Here is a 21,741-nt window from a genome sequence, read left to right as displayed (position 1 = left end):
GCGCCCTCGCAAAGGGGCGCTGTTTTTTGTTATTCGACGAGTTCCAGATTTTGAATGGCATACAGTTCAAAATAAGCGCCTCGTTTTTGCATGAGAACTTCGTGTGTGCCAATTTCCGTAATCTGACCATTTTCAATGACGACAATCTTATCGGCATCGGTAATCGTTGATAAACGGTGCGCGACAGTAAACGTTGTCCGCCCTTTCGCAAGACGCGCTAACGAATCTTGAATCATCGCTTCGCTCTCTAAATCGAGCGCACTCGTCGCCTCATCCAAGATCAGAATCGGCGGATTCTTCAAGAAGACCCGCGCAATCGCAAGACGTTGTTTTTGACCACCCGATAACTTGACGCCTCGTTCTCCGACCGGCGTATGATAACCGTTTGGTAATCGTTCGATGAATTCGTGGGCATTCGCTGCTTTTGCTGCTGCGATGACTTCCTCGTCCGTCGCGTCCGGATTCCCCATCTTGATGTTCATTTGGACCGACTCACTAAATAGAATCGATTCCTGCATGACCATCCCGATCTGATCGCGAAGACCTCGCAACTTCAAGTCACGAATATCAACACCGTCAAGCGTGATCCGACCGGCAGACACATCATAAAAACGCGGAATCAAACTGACGAGCGTTGATTTCCCGCCACCTGACATCCCGACGAAAGCAATCCGTTCGCCTGCCTGAACGTCAAGCGTCAAGCGATCGATCGCCAGCTCGCCGCCTTCTTCATAAGCGAAACTGATGTTTTCAAATTGAACGTTTCCGCGGACATCTTTCGGTTCACGCGCATTCGGTTTTTCCGTAATGTCGTACGGCTCATCTAAAAACTCGAACATCCGGTCCATCGAGGCAATCGACTGTGTCAACGTCGTTGAGGAGTTGACGAGACGACCGAGCGGTGCATACAGACGGTCGATATAACCAATGAACGCGACCATCGTCCCGAGTGTCACATGTCCGTTCAAGACGAAGAACGCCGCCGTTCCGAAGATCAGGATTGGTGCGAAGTCCGTAATCGTCGAGACGACGACGTATGTCCGCGCATTCCAGTTCGTTTGACGAAGCGCTGCTTTTAAGAACCCATCATTTTGATGTTTGAACGCTTTGTTCTCGTGTGGTTCCAGTGCAAAACTACGGATGACCGCCATGCCGTTGACCCGCTCCGTCAAATGACCTTGTAGCTCCGCAAGTGCTGCCGAGCGTTCCCGTGTCAATCCACGTAAGCGACCGTAAAAGAACTTAACGGCGAGGGCGTAGAAGGGTAAAGGAATGATGGCGATAAGCGTCAACTTCGGATCAATCGTCCACATGATGGCAATGGCAATAAAAATCGTGATCATATCAAGCCATAGATTCATTAATCCTGTGACGACGAAGTCTTTCGTCTGCTCGACATCATTGATGATCCGCGAAATGACTTCTCCGGTTTTCGTATTCGAATAAAAACGAAGCGACAATTTCTGAACATGGTCAAACAATCGGTTCCGTACGTCAAATAGAATCTTCGACGCTGACCATTGTGCGAGATATTGGCGAACGTATTCAAGCGGCGGCTTGACGATCAAGAAGATGAAGACACCTGCTCCGATCAAATATGCCAATTGCTTACTTTTTTCCGCCATCGGCATCGTGTTCCCAGTTAGGATATGGTCGATGATGTACTTATACAACAATGGAAGTCCGAGTGGGATCGAGAACTTGATGATCCCGACGAAGACCGTCAAGAGGATCTGTTTTTGATACGGCTTGACGAACGCCATATACCGACGAATCGAGCCTTGTTTCTTACGTTTTGCTTGTGTTGCCACATGTTTCACTTCCTTCAACTAAAAAAAGACGATGGCGAACCATCATCTCCGATATCTTGTTTCATATTCACGATACCACATATCCACAAAAGCCGGGTTAAATGGACCCTTGCGACTACGAATCCACTGGATCAGGATTTGGACATTGTCTTTCAAAATACGATCGATCGCCTTCGGATAATTCATCTCGCGGCGATGTTTCTCATATTCGTCCTCATCGAGGATCATGTAGGACATATCCGGATATACTTTGATATCTAAATCATAATCAATGTACTTGACTGCTCGATCTTTCTCATCGAACGTAGAAGGGGATCCGAGGTTGCAGTAGTAGTAAATGCCATCCTCCCGAATCATACAAATGACATTGAACCAGAGTTCTGTTGAAAAATAACAGATTGCAGGCTCTCGCGTTCGCCACTGACGACCATCCGATTCACTGACCATGATGCGATCATTGAACCCAATCAATTCTTCTTCCGTCGATTTCAGCACGAGCGTTTCTTCCCAAACTCTGTGTAAGCTCCCGTTATGTTTGAAACTTTGAATCTCAATCTTGCTACTTTCTTTTGGGAATCGACTCATGTGCTACTCCTTTCTAAAGCGTTTTTCTTCCATTCTGTTATACTCTCGTGCTTATTATACCCATTTTCAGAACACATGAAAAACGAAAGGGTATTTTTTCAGAAAAATGACGGAATTCAGCCTTGAAAGTGATTCAAAATCGCATTTTTTCGCTGTTTGAACATCGGTTTCAAGATGAATGCTTCAATGACGAAGGCTGGTAAGAAGGAGGCATACGTCACTTCATCCATGAAATAGACGCCAGATTCACGTTCTTCGACTCGGTGCACGTGGCACCAGGCACGAAACGGATACGGCACTTTTGTACCAACATCGACGAAGACATATTCTTCTACGAAAGGAATCCAAGACGTCCACGAGACAAATAGTGGTGAAACTCCGACACGTAGACGAATCGTATTCCCGGCTCGCGTCCGTGTATCACCCGACGTCTTCACTTGCGGAAATACCGTCAATCGACTCAATGCCTTGGCATCACTTAAAAAATCCCACGCTTGCTTCTTTGATGTATCGACACGCGTCTCAAATCGAAAAGTATGCATTAGATCTCCCCCTTTAATAGTCGATCAATCTTCATTTGGGCGACAGATATCGGATGCGTCGCATACGTTTCCTGATCAACTAGTATCGTCTGGTCCGGCTGTTCCGTCACGCGATAGACAGCAATCTCCCAAATCCGGTGCGAAAAGATGTGTCGAACATGTCCGATAAGCGTTCCGTCACGCTCTTCTTCTGCTTCTCGAAGTGGGTATTGCCACATGCCAGCAAGCAAACCGGTCTCCCCCCGTTGTTCAATTGCGATTTTTCCGTCTGCTTCATAAACAAGAGCGTCATAAGGAATTATTTGCGTCTTCCCTTTCTTCGTCTTCACAGGCAGTTCTTCCTGTGCGTTTCGGTCATATGCAAAACAAACGTCTTGAACAGGACAAAGTCCACACATCGGTGACTTCGGCGTACAGACCATCGCGCCAAGTTCCATCAACCCCTGATTGAAGCTTGACGGATCAGCTGGATCAATCAATTGATGCACGGCCGCTTCAAACAATTTTCGCGTCTTCGGTGCAGCGATATCTTCATAAATTCCAAGTACACGCGATAGGACGCGCATCACGTTCCCGTCCACTGCCGGTTCTGCTTGCCCATAAGCAATCGATAGAACTGCTCCTGTCGTATACGGACCGACACCCTTCAGTTGACTGAACAATTCCTTTTCATCGGGCACGATTCCATCATATTTTTCAACAACTTCCTGAACCGCGATTTGAAGGTTCTTGACACGGGAATAGTACCCTAAGCCCTCCCAGTGCTTCAGGACTTCACTTTGATCCGCTTCTGCTAAATCATGCGGTGTCGGAAAACGTTTCGTGAAGCGCTCATAATACGGAATGACTGTATCGACGCGCGTTTGTTGGAGCATGATTTCACTAATCCAGATATGATACGGGTTTTTGGTTCTTCGCCACGGGAGATCTCGCTGTTCACGAAGGAACCAGGCAATCAGTTCTGTGGTAAATTGTGTTTTATTAAAGTTTGTGAAATATTCTTGAACGACAGTCAAAAGGTTACCTCTTTTCTCTTAAATACGATATATTAATTAAAAATTACTCGGCAGAACCACGATGGATTCACCATCACGATTTCATAGAAGGAGCGAATTCGCATTGGATACTGGTACGCATATTGGCATGGGACTTTGTCTCGCCGCCATCTCGACGCTACACCCTGACGTCGCAGCGAGCACGACGCTGTTTGCTGCCGTGACGACGACAGCGCTCGTCGGCTCACACGCACCGGACTTCGATACTGTCTTTAAATTTAAAGGAAACAGCGCCTACTTGCGCCAACACCGCGGAAAATCACACGGTTTGATCGCTTTGCTCGCTTGGCCATTATTACTTTCGATCGTCATCGGCACGTTATTCGGTGTACCTCCGACTTCATTATGGCTGATGGCACAGATCGCTGTCGCTCTTCATGTCTTCGTCGATCTGTTTAACGCTTACGGAACACAAGCCTTACACCCGTTCAAAAAATCCTGGATCGGTTGGGGTGTCATCAATACATTTGATCCATATCTGTTCACGATGTATTATGCCGCGTTCGGGATTTGGCTACTAACGCGAGCGACGATCGTCATCTTCCCGATTTTAATTGCTATCGTCATCATCTACTACGCTGTTCAATTCAAGTTACGAAACGATGCCCTCGCGACCGCAGCCCGCTATTATCGCGGTGCGCATAAACTGTTCATCTCCCCTGGCATGAAATGGGATGAATGGCATGTCGCGGCACGTTTACGCGATGAGTATTCCGTCGTTAAGATTAACAGTGGAACCGTCGTCGAATGCGGAAACTTCCGGATCAAGGACGAACCACACGGTGACGCCTTGTACGAAATCGTCAAACAAAACGCGGACTTGCAAGCGTTTCTTGAGTTTTCGAAGATTCATACGTATACGGTCTCACGAAAGGATGGCATTGTCGAATACCGCTTCACCAACCTGCGTTACTTCACGAAGGAAGTCTATCCATTCGTTGCCGTCGTCAGAATCGACGCTGCCACACAAGAGATCGTCAGCTCCTATACCGGCTGGGTGTTTAGCGAACGGACCTTGCAGAAAAAACTGTTCATCCCTGCATTATAAAGACAAAGCTCCGCGCAACGGAAATCCCGATGTGCGGAGCTTTTTTCATTCGACGTTTCGACCTGTCATCAAATGCTTGAATTTTTCGTTCGTCGTATTAAACCGGTGTAACATTGCCCCGTGCTGTTTGATCTGCTGCTCGACAAAATGAACCGCAACGGCTTCACCTTGATATTTCTCACCTGCGCGCGCGAGTGTCGCTTCGAAATCTTCCCACAGCACTTCGACCCACGTCAGTGCTTCTTCCGGGGTTAATACTTCATTCACTTGTAATAATTCTTCAGCCAGTTGCTGAAGGGCTTGTTCTCGATTCGTCATGTCTGTTCTCCCTCTCCTGTGAATAACGCGAGCGGAATCGCGACTTCCTGAGCCGTTCCTTCAAAATGTCCCCAACCCATGACGCCATTGACGAAGTGTAACTCAAATCGCGCCTCTTCTCCTTCGATTCGGTAAAAGGCTCCCCGTTCGAATCGTGCCGGATCAATCAAATAACTTTTCGCAATGGCGATTTTTCGCGTCACGACTTCCACTTCGCTGACGTTCCCGTGTTGCTCCGCTTTTCGTTTTTGTTCACTTAATTTCGTAATCAACATCTCAAGCTCGTATTTCGATAATTGACTCATCCGTGTCTCCATTACAAAAACTCCCCCTCTTCGTTTTTCAGTATAAACGAAAAGGAGGAGAAACTGGATGGATTAGCTTGATTTCAATTCTAGATTCCGCTTACTTTGTAACGCATACATTTTCGCATAAATCCCGGACGTTGCAAGGAGCACATCATGGGATCCTCGCTCGACGATCCGACCATGATCGAGAACAAGAATCTCATCCGCATCCTTGATCGTCGACAAGCGATGGGCGATGATGAACGTCGTTCGTCCTTTCGTTAACGTTAACAAGGCATCTTGAATGACCGCTTCCGTTTCCGAGTCAACACTCGCTGTCGCTTCGTCAAGAACTAGGATTGCAGGATCAAACGCTAACGCACGGGCAAAACTGATCAACTGTCGTTCCCCCGCTGATAACGTGGCACCTTTTTCGATGACTGGTTCATCGAGCCCGTTCGGTAAACGATCAATGAACCGATCCGCGCCGACGGCTTCGATCGCTTGTCGTACTCGTTCTTCGGAAATATCAGGATTGCCGAGTGTGATGTTCGAGCGAATCGTTCCTGTGAAGAGGAACGGATCCTGTAAGACGATCCCCATATGCTCACGAACCGCTTGTTTCGGTAAAGTCGTCACGTCCTGTCCGTCAATCAACAACTGTCCCTTTGACGGATCATAAAAACGCATCAATAAATTCATGATTGAACTTTTCCCGCTACCCGTATGACCGACGAGGGCAATCGTCGCGCCAGGACGAGCATCGATTTGAATTTCACGTAATACGGGATTTCCCGCTTCGTAACTGAATTCGACGTCTTTGAAGGATACCGCTCCTTTAAACCGAGCAACGCGCCCTTGTTCGACCGGCTCGCCCTTTTCGTCGAGCAACTGGAACATTCGGTCCGCTGACACGAGCGCTTGTTGTAGCGGTGACAGCTGATTCATGATTTGAGTGACCGGTTCGAATAAACGGGACACGTAATCGATATACGCATATAAGATCCCGAGTGATAAAAACGATCCATTCGTCAGACTTTTTCCGCCGACGACCCAAATCAACAAGGCGAGCGTCAAGTTTTTCAAAAAGTAGGATAAGTTGTGTGACATCAAGGCATCAAGTCGTAACAACTTTGCCCGTGTCTGATAGTTCTCTTCATTCTTTTGTTCGAATTCAGCAAGAACTTCCTTCTCACGTGCATAAGCCTGAATGATCGGCATCGTCTGGATGTTCTCATTCAGTTGACCATTCATGTCGGCAACGAGTGAACGGACCTTGAAGTTATTCTTCGTCGCGAGTTTCTGGAACAGTTGAATCCAGAAATAGACGATCGGAATGATGATCAGCGAAACAAGTCCTAATCGATAATCGAGGAAGAACATCGCGACGAGAATTCCCGCCATTGTGATGATCCCCGAGAAGACCCGGGCGAGCACACCGAGATAAAGATCGCGAATCGTCTCCGTATCATTCGTGACTCGACTAACGATTTTCCCGATTGGCGTCTGATCGAAATAACGGACCGGTAACCGTTGCAGATGCGTAAAGACATCAAGACGCATCCGTTTAATGATTTTATGGGCAGAGCGTTGGAGCAAAATTTGTTGAATCCAGTTCAAACCAGCTGCTGCAAGCAGCAAAATGACGTAGATCAACGATAACCAGCCAATCGCTTTTAAGTCCTTTGAATAAAAATCATAGACCTGCCCTTGTGTCAGCTTTTGAATACCGTCATACGTGTATACATCGTTTCCACGCGTGACCGTCAGCGTATTCCCACTAATTTTCCGTTCTCCTCCACTGACGACTTGTTTCGGTACGAACAAGTATCCCTTAGCCGTTTGGACGATCGAGACGGATTGAACGATTTCACTTTTAGATACGTCTTGTGCTTTGGCGAACTGACGACCGTCGTACGTGACCGCACCGTCCGCTTTAACTTCAACCCAGTCCTTTTCAATCGCAACGATATGTTCATCAATGATGACTTTGGCGATATACGGACCTGTCAATTCCGCTCCGACTGCTAATACGAGTAGAAACAATCCTAAGAAAATTGCTTTTTTCTCATGCATCGCATAGCGGATTAACGAACGGATCGTCGTCTTCCGACGTGCCGGATCGAGTTGATATAATTCCAATTCATTCATGCAGAGGCACCTCCTTACATTTCTTCACTTTGTCGCTCGAATTGTTGAGCGTACCAGCCATTTTGTGCCATCAGGCTGTCATGTGTTCCTCGTTCAGAAATCATTCCGTCTTGTAAGACGATGATTTCATCCGCATGTGCCACTGCCGATAAACGATGAGCAACAATCAATGTCGTCGATTGGTGGCGATTCGATCGAATCGAATCAATGATATGTGATTCCGTTTTCGCGTCTACCGCTGATAGTGAATCATCAAGCAATAGCAATTCTGGTTTTTTTAACATCGCCCGCGCGATCGACAGACGTTGCTTTTGACCTCCTGATAACGTCACACCACGTTCGCCGACCATCGTCTCAAGTCCTTGTTCAAGCGTCTCGATATCTTTTTCGAACGATGCGAGACGAATCGCTTCCTGCAATTCTTCTTCTGTCGCTTCACCTGCACCAAACAAAATGTTATCCCGAACAGATTTTGAAAATAGTAAATGTTCTTGTGACACATAGCCCGTCCAACCGCGAACCGTCTCTAGCGCAATATCTTCATACGGTACGCCGTTGACTGTCAGCATATCCCGTCCAATCGGATACTCACGTAAGAATTGACGCAAGAACGTCGTTTTCCCGGATCCCGTTGGTCCGACGATCCCGATCGTTGTTCCTTGTTCAATCAAAATATTCAAATCGCGTAAGACTGGATGGGCTGTCTCTGGATACGTAAACGTCAAATCGTTCATCTCGATTCGCTCGGGATGTTCGACGTGTTCCCGCGGTGTCGAAACAATCAACGGTTTGACTCGCATCGTTGCTTCTAAGCGATCAAGACTTGCTGTTCCGCGCTGGATGACATTGATCAATTCACCAAAGGCGTACATCGGCCAGATCAGCATCCCGAGATAGATATTAAAGGCAACCAATTGCCCTAGCGTGATGTCGTTCGTAAAGACGAGATAAGTCCCGAACGATAAGCCGATCAAGTAACTGAAGCCGACGAGTAACTTGATAATCGGTTCAAATAAGACATCGATTTTTGCGACGTGCATGTTTTTCTCAAAAACATCCGTCGTGACATCATCGAACCGTTTGACGTCGACTGGTTCTTGTACGAACGAGCGGATGACACGCAGTCCGGAAATCGACTCGACGACTTGGTCATTCATCGTTCCAAACGAATCCTGGGCAGTGATGAAACGACCGTGAATCTGACTCCCGAGCTTATTCATCGCATAGGCAAGGAGCGGCATCGGTAACAAAGCAGCAAGCGTCAATTTCCAATCGATCGCGACACCCATGACGACGAGCGTAATCGCTGTCATGTTCAGCGAGTCGACAAGCGTCAAAACACCAAATCCGGCTGTCCGCTCGACAGCCTTTAAGTCGTTCGTCGCGAGCGCCATCAAGTCTCCCGTCCGATTCTTTTGATAGAATGTCGGCGTCAGTTTTAATAAGTGCGTAAAGAAGCGGCTCCGCAGCGTCCGTTCTAATAAAAAGGCCGTTCCGAATAATTTCGCTAACCATTGATACGTCAAGATGAAGGACACAATGGAGATGACCGTTAATCCGCCGACATACTGCAAAAGTGTCGTCCGGTCCATCGATCCCGACCGTAAACCGTCGATGACCTTACCGATCAGCCACGGTGGCGTTAAATCGATGAAGCCGGTGATGATTAACAAGACGACTGCTACGAGGTACGATGATTTGTGTTCTTTAAGAAACCAACTCAATTGATTAAATAAACGCATGAGGGTCCCCCCTTTACTGTAAAATGAAGTACTTTTTCCGAGCACGCAAAAAGGCATACGGATTTCCGGATGCAGTCCGAGAATCAGTATGCCTTGAAATGGGCATGATCCATTCTTGTTCGTCTGCGCGCTCGGGAGACGAATCCCCTTGCTCGCACATGAAATGAATTACTTATACGTGCTCAAGAGTCTCCGTCGTATTCAGCTGTTGGATATGAGTGAAACCAATTGGCTTTTTCATAGGACGGTTCCTCCTTTTCTTAGTCTGTGCGTAGAATAGCACAATTGTCGGATAATTGTCAATTTTTCGTCTTGATTGCGTCATTCTGCTTCTTCTTCTTTGACTTGTTCAAGGACTTGAGCTGCTAAACCGTATGGAAATCCTTTTCGAACAAGTGCTTGCTTCACCTTTTGTTCACGCTCGAACGGTTCAAGTTGTCGATATTTCGGATAATACTTACGCGCTTGATAAAGGGCCGCTTGTTCTTCTTCGTCCCCTTCTTCAGCTCGGAACACCTCTTCGATACCCGCGTTGATCAAGTCGGACGAGAAACCGCGTTGCATGAGTGTCATCTGTAGCTTTTGCGTCAGTTCCCGCATGGAACGCCGTTGCAGCTCTTTTTGCTTTTGCCGCAAAAACTTCAGGACTTTTTCGTATTCCTCTTCATCCGTAAACGTCACGATCGCTTCATCAATCGCTGTCTTCGGTATCTTCAATGCCTCAAGGTCGCGGCGAATCCGTCCAGGTCCTTGTGGTGTCGTCGCTTTTTTCGTTGCCGTATAAGCAAGTGCGAACTGTTGATCATCTAGATAGCGTTGCTCTGTCAATCGCTCGATTGCATGTTTGATCGCATGCTCCGGTGTCTCTTTCTCTGTTAAATACGCGACGACTTCACTCGTCGCCCGCATGCGGTACGATAAATGATTCAATGAGAGACGATATGCTTTCTGCTGTTCTTCAGCCGTCAATACTTCCTTGACGAAGTCATCATCGAGTTCTTTATCGCGTTGCAGATTGTATTTGATTAAAATATCGACGTCTACGGCAAAGGCATACTCTTCTTTGCCATCACGCTCGACATAGATATTAAATCGTTCGCTGTTCTTTTTCTGTGTCGAGATCCGTTTGATCTTCATTACATTCCCTCCTCTAACCTGACTCGGTAGTTCTACGATATCATGAACAGGCAGGTCTATGTTTGAGTGAAACCATGGAACGGGAACAAATGGAAAGAAGCTACTTTTACTTATTTCAGGGAGGATGAATTACATGAACATTGCGATTACCGGTGGAACCGGTATGATTGGTCAAGCCTTGACGAAGCGTTTATTAGAGCAAGGACATCACATATTTATCTTGACGCGTCATCCGAAAGCGAACGATGCGCATGTCACATATATCAAGTGGATGACAGAAGACGCAAAACCGGAACAGCACTTAGAGGGCGTCGATGCATTCATTCATCTTGCTGGTGCTTCGATCAACGACGGACGTTGGACGGATGAACGTAAACGCGTCATTCTCGACAGCCGCGTCAGTACGACGAAGGAGCTCGTGCGAATCGTTGAAGCACTCGATCAAAAACCAAATGTCGTTTTGTCTGCTTCTGCGGTTGGCATTTACGGACAAGATCGGCATCAAACCTTCTCTGAAGATCAATCCCTTCCACCGACCGCTGACTTCTTAAGTCATGTCTGTGTTGCGTGGGAAGATCTTGCTCGTCCGATTGCTGACGCCGGCATTCGACTCGTCCATCCACGAATTGGTGTCGTCTTGACGAAAGCCGGTGGCGCTTATCCGTTAATGCGTCTCCCTTATGTCTTGTTTGGTGGTGGGACGATGGGCGACGGTAAACAATGGGTCTCCTGGGTCCACATCGATGATCTAGTCGAGTTATTCCTATTCGCGCTCGAGACCCCGACAGTCGAAGGACCGCTGAACATCACTGCTCCTCATCCGGAAACGATGCGTCGTTTCGGCCAGACGGTCGGAAAAGTCTTACATCGCCCACACTGGCTCCCGGCGCCACGCTTCGCGTTAGAACTCGCACTTGGTGAAAAGAGTACGATTGTACTAGAAGGAGCTCGTGTTGTTCCGAAAAAAGCGCTCGAAAACGGATACAAGTTTCGGTATGCTGAACTAAAGGATGCGTTACGAGCAATCGAGCATTCAAACTAGTACAGGGGTGGACGATACTTGGATATCTTAATTCGAAATGCACATATCTATCCGATTACTTCGGACAGTTTTTACGGGGACATCCGCATTCGTGATGGGAAAATCATTGAAATCGGTGAATTACTGGATCATTTAGAAGACGATCAAGTCATTGAAGCAGAAGGTCACTTTTTATTGCCCGGTTTCATCGATGCCCATACACATCTCGGATTATATGACGAAGGTACCGGAACCGTCGGAAATGATGCGAATGAGACGATTTTCGCGATGACTCCTCATCTGCGTGCCATTGATGGCGTCTATCCGCTGGATGAAGGCTTTAAGGAAGCTGTCGAACACGGAATCACGACCGTTCAAGTCATGCCGGGTAGCATGAACATCATCGGTGGCGTCACGAGTGTCATCAAAACGCACGGACGGTTCATCGATGATATGATTCTTCGAAAGTATGCGGGTCTGAAGGTGGCACTTGGTGAAAACCCAAAGCGTGTCCATAGTGCTGGTCGTGCTGGTGAACTGACACGGATGGGCATCATGGGGATGTTGCGCGAAGCTTTTCTTGAAGTTCGAACGCAACCGGTTTCCGAAACATTCGCCCATCAAATGATCAAACGGGTCCTCGATCACAAGATGCCGCTCCGTGTACACGCACATCGAGCAGATGATATCCTTTCCGCCATTCGTTTCGCGGAAGAGTTTGATCTTGATTTACGCATCGAACATTGTACGGAAGGTCATCTCGTCGCAAAAGAGATGGAACAATTACCGATCGAAAAAGTGACGGTCGGACCAACCTTTACGCGAAAGTCTAAAATCGAACTGAAGAATAAGACATGGGAAACGTACCGGATTCTTCACGAACATGGTCTTGAAATCTCGATTACGACCGATCATCCATACACGCCTGTCCAATACTTGAACCTCTGTGCTGGTCTTGCCGCACGAGAAGGTCTACCGGTCGATGTCGCCTTACGCGCGATCACGATCCATCCAGCCCGTTCGCTTGGTGTGGACGATCGGGTCGGATCGATTGAGATCGGAAAAGACGCGGATCTCGTCCTGTGGAGTCACTTCCCACTCGACTATTTAGCGAAGCCGCTCATGACGATGATCGATGGAAAAATCATTTTCGAACACGCTCAACTGAACTTGATTTAACCCCACCCCCGCCAGGTGTTTTTTGCACCTTTCGGGGGTTTTAGACGCTTACGGAAAACATCTTGTTTTTGTATCTTTTTTCACAAAAATTATTTTCTTGCAATTTTAAAAAAAGAAGGTAATATTATCTTATCCGACAACTGAAGAAGGCATACCATGCGCGGTTCAAACGAGTCAGACAGGTAGCTTTCGACAATCATTCTTGCGGTCCTAAAAGGAGGAATGGAAGTATGCTCAAGCAACGGGAGCTGAGCGACTGCGCTGATTTGTTCGAACTGATGCAGCATCAAGACGTATATCCGTACGTCCGCCAAAAAACACGGTACTTTGATGAATTTCTGTTTACTACAAAGCAGGCAATCGAAGAGGAAGAACGTGGTGAAATCGTATCACGTACTATCCTAGATGAATTCGATCAACCGATTGGTACGATTAGTTTACTCGATATCGAAGGACAATATGGGTTTCTCGGTACATGGTTAGGTAAACCGTATCATGGTAAAGGATACAATCATTTAGCGAAAGAAGCCTTCTTCTCTGAGCTGTTCTTCGAGCTCGGATATGAGAGTGTCTTCATGAAAATTCGCAAAAGCAATATTCGGTCACAAAAAGCAGCTGAAAAATTGCCGTATGCGTTCTGTGCGGATGAGTTGCGCCCTGCGCTTCTTGAGCAATTGAATGCTGGCGAAACTCAGTTCACGCTGTATGAAGTCTCAAAATCTAGTTTCCACATGTACATTCATGGTCGGGAACTCGAAACACTATACGATCACCAACAACTCGAAGCATGAGGGCCTTGTCTCTCATGCTTTTTTGTGTCGACGCATGCGTTTCTAAAGTTTGAAATGGTATGATAAATAAGAAAACTCATCTTTATGGAAGAAACCTTTTCTTCTACAGGAAATGGAGCGAAGACTAATGCCAGAATCGTTTAACATTCTCGTAGTAGATGACGAAGCACAAATGCGTGACCTTCTCGTCTCGAATCTCGAAAAAGAACACTACACGACGATGACAGCTTCTAACGGACAAGAAGCCATCCATCTCATTCAACAAAATACATTCCATCTCGTTCTACTCGATGTCATGATGCCGGAAATGGACGGCTTGACAGCCTGTATGCGCATCCGTGAGTTCTCAAATGTTCCGATCATCATGCTGACGGCACGTTCAGACGAACTCGACCGCATCCACGGTCTGAAAATCGGAGCTGATGACTATATTACAAAACCATTCAGCCCCCGAGAACTACTTGCTCGTATCGAAGCGACTCTTCGTCGTTCTCACCGCTTTACAGTTGATCAATCGGCTACTTTAACGCTCGGTATGCTTGAACTCGACACTGAAAGTCGGAGTGTCCATGTCAATGGCAAGCCGGTCAGTCTGACGCGTAAGGAATTTGATTTGTTGCATCTGTTTGCTCAAAACAATGATAAGGTCTTTTCTCGCGAACAGCTACTCGATCAAATTTGGGGTGCGGATTATATCGGTAACTTACGGACGGTCGATACGCATATCAAAACACTTCGCTTAAAGCTCGGGGAAGCCGGTGGCTCGATTCAAACAGTTTGGGGCATCGGTTATAAATTCGAGGAAGTATGATTAAGCGCTATACGATCCGGCGCCGGATTTGGATTACGATTTGGTTCACGAGCGTTTTTTCTGCCATTTTATTTGTCCTGCTGACGTTTTATCTCTACGACCGGTTCTATCTTCAGACGCAAGAAGATATCTTATTGAACCGTGGGGAAAAGCTAATCAACATTTACAAGTCCGAAGGCTTATCTGGTGCTTTTTACGATGGGATGACTTATACGAATGAATTGACGGAATCGAAAGTCTTCTTCATCGATTTTCTGAAGAAAAATCCGGCAGGACTCCGTTTTTTGACGAATGCGGACATCGAACAGCTTCGTAATGGCGAGACGGTCGTCTCGAGCCGGACCCATCCGATTGAAGGAACGGACATTCTAATGACTGGATTTCCGATCATCGAAAACAATCGACTGGTCGGTACGCTGATCTTGTATCTGGAACTCGGTCAAATCAGTGAACCATTCCGCCCACTCCGCCTGATGATCTTCTTCATGATCGGACTGATCGTCTTGAATCTCGTCATCTTCGGACGACAAATCATCGACACGATCATCCGTCCGTTGATCGACATGAAGCGCGCCTCAACTGTTTATGCACAAGGTGACTTTGATTACCGGATTCCGATTCAATCGGACGATGAAATCGGAGAACTCGCAGAAACATTGAACAAGATGGCGGAATCGCTCGGTGAGGTCGACGAGCAGCGAAAGGAGTTCCTCGCGAACGTCAGTCATGAATTGCGGACACCTCTCTCCTACATTCGTGGCTATACGGAGATGATGCAGGATGATTCGCTCGAGGAAGAAAAGCGTGCGCAGTATTACCAAATCATTGAGCGGGAAACGGAGCGTCTGCAACGTCTCGTCAATGATCTGCTCGATCTCGCTCAACTTGAACGCGATTCCTATCCGATGTCGAAACAACCACTTGTCTTCAGTCAAGTACTTGAAGATGTCATTTACCGGATGGAACCGATCGCCCAGTCAAAAGGAGTCACATTCGTGATGAATCTCGATCCGGATCAAATTGTCTTAGGCGATACAGACCGTCTCGAGCAAGTCTTCGGCAATTTACTCGATAACGCTTTACGATACACACCGCCCGGCAAACAGATCTTCTTATCGACTGAAACGCTCGGCGATCGGACGCATTGCCTTATCCGGGACGAAGGAGAAGGCATTCCGGAAGAACATCTCGATCGACTGACGAAACGTTTTTATCGCGTCGATAAATCACGGACGCGGAAAGATGGCGGAACCGGTCTTGGTCTTGCGATCACAAAACACATCATCGATCGTCATGATGGGACGATCCGGTTCGACTCCGTTCTTGGAGAAGGAACGACCGTCCACATCGAGTTACCGCTTCTTCCGGATGAAGAGGATGAATTCGAATAATGGAACAACATGTCATCCAAACCTTTGAACTCTTCGGACCGTTCGCTCCGTTCGTTAGTGTCTTGGTTGGCGTCGTCATCAGTGTTCTTGGTGTCCTACCGAGTACGTTCGTCACCGCTGCGAATCTTGTCTATTTCGGGCTATGGACGGGCACATTGCTCTCCTTCACCGGTGAAGTCCTAGGTGCGGTTTGTGCGTTTCTACTTTACCGGAAAGGACTACGATATGCCCTTCGTCGCCCGCTTCCAGATCGAGTCAATCGTTTGCAACAAAAGCTCCAAACACAACAAGGACATGAAGCTTTTTGGACGATCATTTTGTTACGGCTATTACCATTTGTCCCGTCAGGCATCGTCAACATTGTCAGTGCTGCTAGTGGTATTTCCATCTTACTCTTCCTAACTGCGAGTACGATTGGAAAAATTCCAGCGATGTTAGTCGAAGTGCTCGCCGTCCATCAATTCATGCAATTCTCGTCCATCGTCCAATGGTCGATAGCAGGCGTGGCACTCGTTGGTTATCTGATTTATCGTAATCGCCAAAAACGAGCATCATCGATATAAAACTACAGGTTGTCTGAAAGGAAGTATCGTTCATGAAGTTAAGACGTTTTGGAACATCCGATCTATTCGTGTCCCCGCTTGGGTTCGGAGCCGGTCACATCGGTGCAGAACAGATGACGGACCGCGAAGCAATCTATTTGCTCGAACAAGCACGTGATCTTGGCATCAATCTGATCGATACAGCACGCGGCTATGGCTTATCGGAGCAACGCGTCGGACAATTTCTAAAGAATCGTCGGCACGACGTCATTTTGTCGACGAAAGTCGGCTATGATGTTCCCGGTACACAGGATTGGACGTTTGAAGCGGTTCAAGGTGGCATCGATCAAGCCTTACAGACGATGCAAACGAATCATCTCGACATCGTACACTTACATTCTTGTAGTCGAGAAATCCTCGCTCAAAGTGATGTCATCGAAGCGCTTGAACAAGCAAAACAAGCTGGAAAAGTCCGCGTCATTGCCTATTCCGGTGATCGAGAAGATTTGCAGTATGCCATCGAAACGAAACGCTTCGATAGTTTCCAGACATCCTTCAATCTGTTTGATCAACGCGTCGATCAAGTCTTACCTACACTTTTGAATCACGGGGTCATCGCCAAACGTCCAATCGGTAATGCACCGTGGCGCTTCACGGATCGTCCGGTCGGGCAATATGTTGAACCATACTGGGAACGAGCGCAACAACTGGCTTATCCACTCGAGGAATCTAGCTGGCTTGAGACCGCGTTACGTTTTACAGTTTTCGAACCAGGAATCACGACGGCCATCATCGGAACGTCTCGACCAGAACACCTCGCTTTGAACCAGCAATTGATTGAACGTGGTCCACTCCCAGCTGACCGCGTCAGTCAATTGAAGGAACGTTTTTCCGAATGTGACGCCACGTTCGATTATGTTTCGCAAACGTAAGTGAGCAGTCACAGAAAATAAGCCCGTATGTTCACTCGTTCAAGGAGTGCATACGGGCTTATTTCGCGCTTAGAACTTTTTCTTTTTCTTCTTTTCGAGCACGACGATCGCTTCAACGTGCGCCGTTTGTGGGAACATATCATACGGTTGAATGTACGATACCTTATATCCCGCTTTCATCAAATGATCGCAATCACGTGCAAGCGTCTGCGGGTTACACGAGACATAGATGATTTTTTTCGCCTTAGACGAAATCATTGCGTTCAATAACTGCGTATCGCAACCTGAACGGGGGGGATCGACGATGAAGACGTCTGGAATCCAGCCTTCCTTCACCCAACGTGGAATCCATGCTTCTGCCTTACCGACGACATAATGCGCATGGTCAAAGCCATATTGCTTCATATGCGCATTCGCATCTTCAACTGCTTCTTCGATGATTTCCATACCACGGACTTCTTTTGCACCCTTAGCAATCCAAAGTCCGATTGAACCGACACCTGCGTAAGCATCAACGACACGTTCTTCGCCTGTCAAAGCAGCAGCACGGGCAATTTCCTCATACATCCGTTCTGCCTGTTCCGGGTTCAACTGGAAGAAGGCGCGTGGCGACAGTTGATACGTGAACTCGCCCATCTCTTCTTCAATCCGTTCGACACCTCGCAAGACTTCCGTCTCTTCTCCAAAGACACGTGACGTCAACTTATCATTGATGTTCAGCGCGACCGAGACGACACCTGGAATGTCCATGATATCGCGCGACAAACCCTCTAGATCACGGAAGCCGTCTTTAAAGGCAACGAGTACGACTTGAATTTCACCCGTTTTGATTCCTGTCCGGACGACGATATGGCGCATGACACCGTCTTGTTTTGCTGCATGGTAAACAGGTACTTTATAATCGTTGAGTAATTTCGTGACAGCTTGGTTGACACGAAGCGTATCCTTATTTTGGACGACACAATCATCGATTGCGACCAGACGATTCGAATTCGCAGAATAGAGACCACTAACGATTTCATTGCCTTGTTTCCCGACGACGAATTGTGATTTATTGCGATAACCCCACTCCTTCGAACCAATCGTCGGACGGATATCGGCCTTTTCGACATTCAATTTCGTTGATTTTAAGAACGCATTGCGAAGCATCTCTTCCTTATAACGCAATTGCCCATCGTAACTCATATGTTGTAATTGACAGCCACCACAGACACTATAGACTGGGCAAAGTGGTGTCACGCGGTCTGGTGAACGATCGTCACGCTTTAAGATCTTTGCATTCGCATAGTTCGCATGAATTTCCGTGATCTCGATTTGCGCCGTCTCACCTACAAGCAATCCTGGGATGAAGACGATTTGTCGCTCGAGCGTCGCGATCCCTTCACCGTTGATGCCCATCCGTAGACAAGTGACCGAACGGACCTCACCTGTCTGTAATTTGATTTTTGTTGCCATTGATTTCATCCTTTCTCTTTACGCAAATGAAAAAGCGGTCTCAATCTACCGCTTTTTTCGTTTCTTCTTGTTCTTTCATATCTTTCGCATACCGAACGACTTTCGCCTTGAGTTGATCTAGTGATACGATCAGTCGTTCCAAATCTTCGATATCTGATGATTCATCGAGTGAATCGATTGTATGACAGAGAAGCTGCATTCTTGATTTTAGCACATTCATTTGACCAAGTTTATCAGTTCTTGCTTTTCCCATTATTCAGACTTCCTTTCTTCCGCTGGATTCCGACGTTATTTTAGCATACGATACGAAGTGGAGCACTAAAAAGGAGGAGTATCTATGTCACATTCATCACCCATCACGATCGCGAACGATCCGTGGGAAGCTTATCGCGACATTGAACAATACGGCACGGTCCGTTTGACGAACATTGAAGTCACGACGACAAAACTGTGTAACATGCGCTGCGAACATTGTGCCGTTGGTTACATGTTATCCAGTAGCGAGTCACCTGAAATCCCTGTCGAACTGCTTATTCAACGTCTGGATGAAATCGAACACCTACGCGCCTTTTCCATTACAGGCGGCGAACCGATGCTTTCAATGAAGTCCGTCAAGGAGTACGTCGTCCCTTTACTTAAGTATGCCCACGAACGTGGCGCTAAAACCCAAATCAACTCAAATTTAACACTTCCATTATCTCGTTATGAATTAATTATCCCTTATCTCGATGTCTTGCATATCTCACATAACTGGGGAACAGCCGATGATTTCATCGATGGTGGCTTTGCGATGATGGAGCGAAAACCGTCACGTGAAGCACGAACGAAACTATTTGAAACGATGAAAGAGAATGCTCGTGTCTTGAATGCACGTGGTGTCATCGTGTCTGCCGAAACGATGATCAATAAACGGACGTTGCCACATCTTGAAGCGATCCATAAAGAAATCGTCGATATGGGCTGTGTCCGTCACGAAGTGCATCCAATGTACCCAGCTGACTTCGCGTCGATGATCGAAGCCGCTAGCTTATCCGAAATTCGCAATGGAATCCATCGTTTGCTTGACGTCCGGGATCCGAACGTCTGGATGTTGTTCGGAACACTCCCCTTCTATGCTTGTTCAATGGAGGAGGCAGATTTAGAACTGCATCGTCGCTTGCGTCAGGAGAAAAACGTATCGGTCCGAAATGACCCAGATGGTCGTTCCCGTCTCAACGTCAACATCTTCGACGGTGAAATCATCGTAACCGATTTCGGTGACGAACTCGCTTCGCTCGGTACGATTCACGAGACGTCCTTCAATGATGCGTATGCCCAGTGGCAAGAGACAGAGCTGAATAAAAGTTTGTCGTGTCACTGTCCTGCAGTGCAGTGCCTTGGACCGAACGCGCTTGTGAAGAATGCTTATTACCCTGAGATTGATTTCAAAAAACAAACTAGTCGGCTTTAAAAATGAAAAATAGGTTTTGAACGATGCCATCCCGGGAAAAATGTCACAAAGTAGACGCATTTTGTTTTCTAAAAGGGGTGACCGGGATGGAATGGCTTGTAGGTATTATCGCAATTATCGGCACGTTCAGTATGGTTCTGTTCATCATGATGGTTGGTATTCGTGCTTCACATAGCATTGAACATGATGAAGTCTTTGATCAGACGGATTGGGATGAACATCTCCTGCACATGCCTCGTCCGACACGGTTTGAACAAGAAAATAAATGAAACACGCCCCGGTCTCCCTTTTCGAAGTCCGGGGCGTGTTATGCTAAAAGAAAAAAGAAAGGTCGTCGTTACTTGTGTCACGTCGTTTTACTCTCATCTTATCGATCGTCTTCATTTCCGGTTTCACACAAGGATTACTGATTCCATTACTGTCCATCTTGTTAGAACGTCAAGGGACATCTGCTTTCATTAACGGACTCAGTGCCGCCGTCCTCTATATCGGTGTCATCGTTGCCGCACCTCTTATGGAAGGTCCGTTACGACGGCGTGGTTATATTCCTGTCATCTCATTCGGTCTTGCCCTTGTCGCAGTGGCTGTCTTCTTATTCCCATTACTCCCAAGCATTATCGCTTGGGTAATTCTCCGCTTCCTCGTCGGTTTCGGTGATCAGACGTTACATTATGGTTCACAAGTCTGGGTAACGTCCATTACACCAAACGAACGGTTAGGACGAACGATGTCGTTATACGGGATGGCATTCGGTCTCGGTTTTGCCTTAGGTCCTCTTGCTGCACCGCTCGTCGATGTGATCGATTGGTTACCGTTCGTGTTAACAGGGACTTTAACTGTCATCGTTCTAATTTTACTATTCCGTATACCGAACGAAAAACCATCGTCCGTCATGCCAGAGGAACTACAAAGTGCTGCTTCACGGTATCGACTCGTCCTATCGACTGCTTGGTTTACATTACTTCCTGGTTTTACATACGGTTTTCTCGAAGCCACACTGAATGCCAGTTTTCCCGTTTTTGCGACGCGTAACGGATATGGTTTATCCGAGACAAGTACCTTAATCACGACATTTGTCGTCAGCTCATTGATCATGCAGCTACCACTCGGGCGACTTGCCGATCACTTCGGAAAACGTCGGACGCTAGTCACTGTACTGTCGATTGGTTCCGTCGCTTTTCTCACTGCTTGCTTCGTCTTCGAACGTTACGGTTGGTTGTTCGCGATTTTTGCCGTCAGTGGGATGGCACTCGGCTCGACCTATTCGCTCGGTGTTGCCTATATGACAGAACAGTTACCACGTCATCTTTTACCAACCGGTAACTTACTTGCAGGGATTGCCTTCAGTTTTGGTTCGATTCTCGGACCGATCGCTGGTAGTTTGTTCGTTACACTTCCTTCCATGCTGTATTTCAGTTTATTTGTTCTTGTCTTAACGACGCTTGCGCTTCTATTGCGGTATGCAAAACGTCACGAGACACCCGAAATCTAAA

The 21,741-nt window shown here is 47.1% G+C and carries 21 protein-coding genes and 1 pseudogene; 11 read left to right on the top strand and 11 right to left on the bottom strand.

Features of this window, described 5'->3' with window-relative positions:
* Nucleotides 1-29: 29 nt before the first annotated feature.
* The 4 genes from VJ374_RS03490 to mutY form a co-directional block, all read right to left on the bottom strand.
* Nucleotides 30-1,763, bottom strand: coding sequence for an ABC transporter ATP-binding protein (locus VJ374_RS03490; RefSeq protein ID WP_329471016.1), 1,734 nt, complete (start codon nucleotides 1,761-1,763; stop codon nucleotides 30-32).
* A gap of 90 nt (nucleotides 1,764-1,853) precedes the next feature.
* Complete coding sequence (gene ntdP, locus VJ374_RS03485; protein ID WP_023467311.1) at nucleotides 1,854-2,396, bottom strand: nucleoside tri-diphosphate phosphatase; 543 nt, start codon at nucleotides 2,394-2,396, stop codon at nucleotides 1,854-1,856.
* 116 nt (nucleotides 2,397-2,512) lie between these two features.
* Nucleotides 2,513-2,938: an SRPBCC family protein gene (locus tag VJ374_RS03480; protein WP_035412732.1), complete on the bottom strand. Its 426-nt coding sequence runs from the start codon at nucleotides 2,936-2,938 to the stop codon at nucleotides 2,513-2,515.
* Nucleotides 2,938-3,954, bottom strand: a complete 1,017-nt coding sequence (mutY, locus tag VJ374_RS03475; RefSeq protein ID WP_329470185.1) for an A/G-specific adenine glycosylase — start codon at nucleotides 3,952-3,954, stop codon at nucleotides 2,938-2,940. Before mutY ends, VJ374_RS03480 begins: the two co-directional genes overlap by 1 nt.
* Before the next feature lie 103 nt (nucleotides 3,955-4,057).
* On the opposite strand from mutY, the gene VJ374_RS03470 reads away from it, so the two are divergent.
* Nucleotides 4,058-5,041, top strand: a complete 984-nt coding sequence (locus VJ374_RS03470) for a metal-dependent hydrolase (RefSeq protein ID WP_035412727.1) — start codon at nucleotides 4,058-4,060, stop codon at nucleotides 5,039-5,041.
* A gap of 45 nt (nucleotides 5,042-5,086) precedes the next feature.
* On the opposite strand, the gene VJ374_RS03465 is transcribed toward VJ374_RS03470, so the two are convergent.
* From VJ374_RS03465 to VJ374_RS03445, 5 genes are all read right to left on the bottom strand, one after another.
* Entirely contained in the window at nucleotides 5,087-5,359 is a 273-nt protein-coding gene (locus tag VJ374_RS03465; RefSeq protein ID WP_023467307.1) for a YfhJ family protein, read from the bottom strand.
* Nucleotides 5,356-5,676 carry a DUF1811 family protein gene (locus VJ374_RS03460; RefSeq protein WP_023467306.1) on the bottom strand — a complete coding sequence of 107 codons (321 nt, stop codon included), beginning with the start codon at nucleotides 5,674-5,676 and terminating at the stop codon, nucleotides 5,356-5,358. The genes VJ374_RS03465 and VJ374_RS03460 overlap by 4 nt, the downstream gene beginning before the upstream one ends.
* 60 nt (nucleotides 5,677-5,736) lie before the next feature.
* Nucleotides 5,737-7,797 carry an ABC transporter ATP-binding protein gene (locus VJ374_RS03455; protein ID WP_329470183.1) on the bottom strand — a complete coding sequence of 687 codons (2,061 nt, stop codon included), beginning with the start codon at nucleotides 7,795-7,797 and terminating at the stop codon, nucleotides 5,737-5,739.
* A gap of 14 nt (nucleotides 7,798-7,811) precedes the next feature.
* The gene (locus VJ374_RS03450; protein ID WP_329470182.1) at nucleotides 7,812-9,539 is read right to left on the bottom strand and encodes an ABC transporter ATP-binding protein; all 1,728 of its coding nucleotides are present in this window, start codon (nucleotides 9,537-9,539) and stop codon (nucleotides 7,812-7,814) included.
* Between the two features lie 321 nt (nucleotides 9,540-9,860).
* Nucleotides 9,861-10,676: a RecX family transcriptional regulator gene (locus VJ374_RS03445; RefSeq protein WP_308102398.1), complete on the bottom strand. Its 816-nt coding sequence runs from the start codon at nucleotides 10,674-10,676 to the stop codon at nucleotides 9,861-9,863.
* 133 nt (nucleotides 10,677-10,809) lie between these two features.
* Between VJ374_RS03445 and VJ374_RS03440 the strand changes: the two genes are divergently transcribed.
* The 7 genes from VJ374_RS03440 to VJ374_RS03410 all read left to right on the top strand — a co-directional run bounded on the left by VJ374_RS03440 (nucleotide 10,810) and on the right by VJ374_RS03410 (nucleotide 17,343).
* Complete coding sequence (locus tag VJ374_RS03440) at nucleotides 10,810-11,718, top strand: TIGR01777 family oxidoreductase (RefSeq protein ID WP_329470181.1); 909 nt, start codon at nucleotides 10,810-10,812, stop codon at nucleotides 11,716-11,718.
* An 18-nt stretch (nucleotides 11,719-11,736) separates the two neighbouring features.
* On the top strand, nucleotides 11,737-12,876 hold the full coding sequence (locus VJ374_RS03435; RefSeq protein WP_308102396.1) for an amidohydrolase: 1,140 nt from the start codon (nucleotides 11,737-11,739) through the stop codon (nucleotides 12,874-12,876).
* Between the two features lie 230 nt (nucleotides 12,877-13,106).
* On the top strand, nucleotides 13,107-13,667 hold the full coding sequence (locus VJ374_RS03430) for a GNAT family N-acetyltransferase (protein ID WP_023467300.1): 561 nt from the start codon (nucleotides 13,107-13,109) through the stop codon (nucleotides 13,665-13,667).
* 127 nt (nucleotides 13,668-13,794) lie between these two features.
* Nucleotides 13,795-14,478: a response regulator transcription factor gene (locus VJ374_RS03425; protein ID WP_023467299.1), complete on the top strand. Its 684-nt coding sequence runs from the start codon at nucleotides 13,795-13,797 to the stop codon at nucleotides 14,476-14,478.
* Nucleotides 14,475-15,869 (top strand): sensor histidine kinase, encoded by a 1,395-nt coding sequence (locus tag VJ374_RS03420; RefSeq protein ID WP_329470178.1) that lies wholly within the window; start codon nucleotides 14,475-14,477, stop codon nucleotides 15,867-15,869. The genes VJ374_RS03425 and VJ374_RS03420 overlap by 4 nt, the downstream gene beginning before the upstream one ends.
* Nucleotides 15,869-16,432, top strand: a complete 564-nt coding sequence (locus VJ374_RS03415) for a TVP38/TMEM64 family protein (RefSeq protein WP_056063653.1) — start codon at nucleotides 15,869-15,871, stop codon at nucleotides 16,430-16,432. Before VJ374_RS03420 ends, VJ374_RS03415 begins: the two co-directional genes overlap by 1 nt.
* A 32-nt stretch (nucleotides 16,433-16,464) precedes the next feature.
* Nucleotides 16,465-17,343 carry an aldo/keto reductase gene (locus VJ374_RS03410; RefSeq protein WP_290787848.1) on the top strand — a complete coding sequence of 293 codons (879 nt, stop codon included), beginning with the start codon at nucleotides 16,465-16,467 and terminating at the stop codon, nucleotides 17,341-17,343.
* A gap of 69 nt (nucleotides 17,344-17,412) precedes the next feature.
* On the opposite strand, the gene rlmD is transcribed toward VJ374_RS03410, so the two are convergent.
* A complete protein-coding gene (rlmD, locus tag VJ374_RS03405; RefSeq protein ID WP_056063648.1) occupies nucleotides 17,413-18,798 on the bottom strand; it encodes a 23S rRNA (uracil(1939)-C(5))-methyltransferase RlmD in 1,386 nt (461 codons plus the stop codon).
* A 40-nt stretch (nucleotides 18,799-18,838) separates the two neighbouring features.
* Nucleotides 18,839-19,051, bottom strand: a complete 213-nt coding sequence (locus tag VJ374_RS03400) for an SE1561 family protein (protein WP_023467294.1) — start codon at nucleotides 19,049-19,051, stop codon at nucleotides 18,839-18,841.
* Between the two features lie 84 nt (nucleotides 19,052-19,135).
* On the opposite strand from VJ374_RS03400, the gene yfkAB reads away from it, so the two are divergent.
* The 3 genes and pseudogenes from yfkAB to VJ374_RS03385 form a co-directional block, all read left to right on the top strand.
* The gene (gene yfkAB / locus VJ374_RS03395) at nucleotides 19,136-20,248 is read left to right on the top strand and encodes a radical SAM/CxCxxxxC motif protein YfkAB (RefSeq protein WP_308102393.1); all 1,113 of its coding nucleotides are present in this window, start codon (nucleotides 19,136-19,138) and stop codon (nucleotides 20,246-20,248) included.
* Between the two features lie 86 nt (nucleotides 20,249-20,334).
* Entirely contained in the window at nucleotides 20,335-20,517 is a 183-nt protein-coding gene (locus tag VJ374_RS03390) for a hypothetical protein (RefSeq protein WP_035412697.1), read from the top strand.
* A gap of 71 nt (nucleotides 20,518-20,588) precedes the next feature.
* Nucleotides 20,589-21,740 (top strand): annotated as a pseudogene (locus tag VJ374_RS03385) (MFS transporter); the annotation flags it as partial.
* Between the last annotated feature and the right edge of the window lies 1 nt (nucleotide 21,741).

This window comes from Exiguobacterium sp. 9-2, from assembly GCF_036287235.1.
Lineage (GTDB): Bacteria > Bacillota > Bacilli > Exiguobacteriales > Exiguobacteriaceae > Exiguobacterium_A.
Note: the sequence above shows the minus strand (reverse complement) of the source record. Positions and strands in the feature narration are given on the sequence as shown.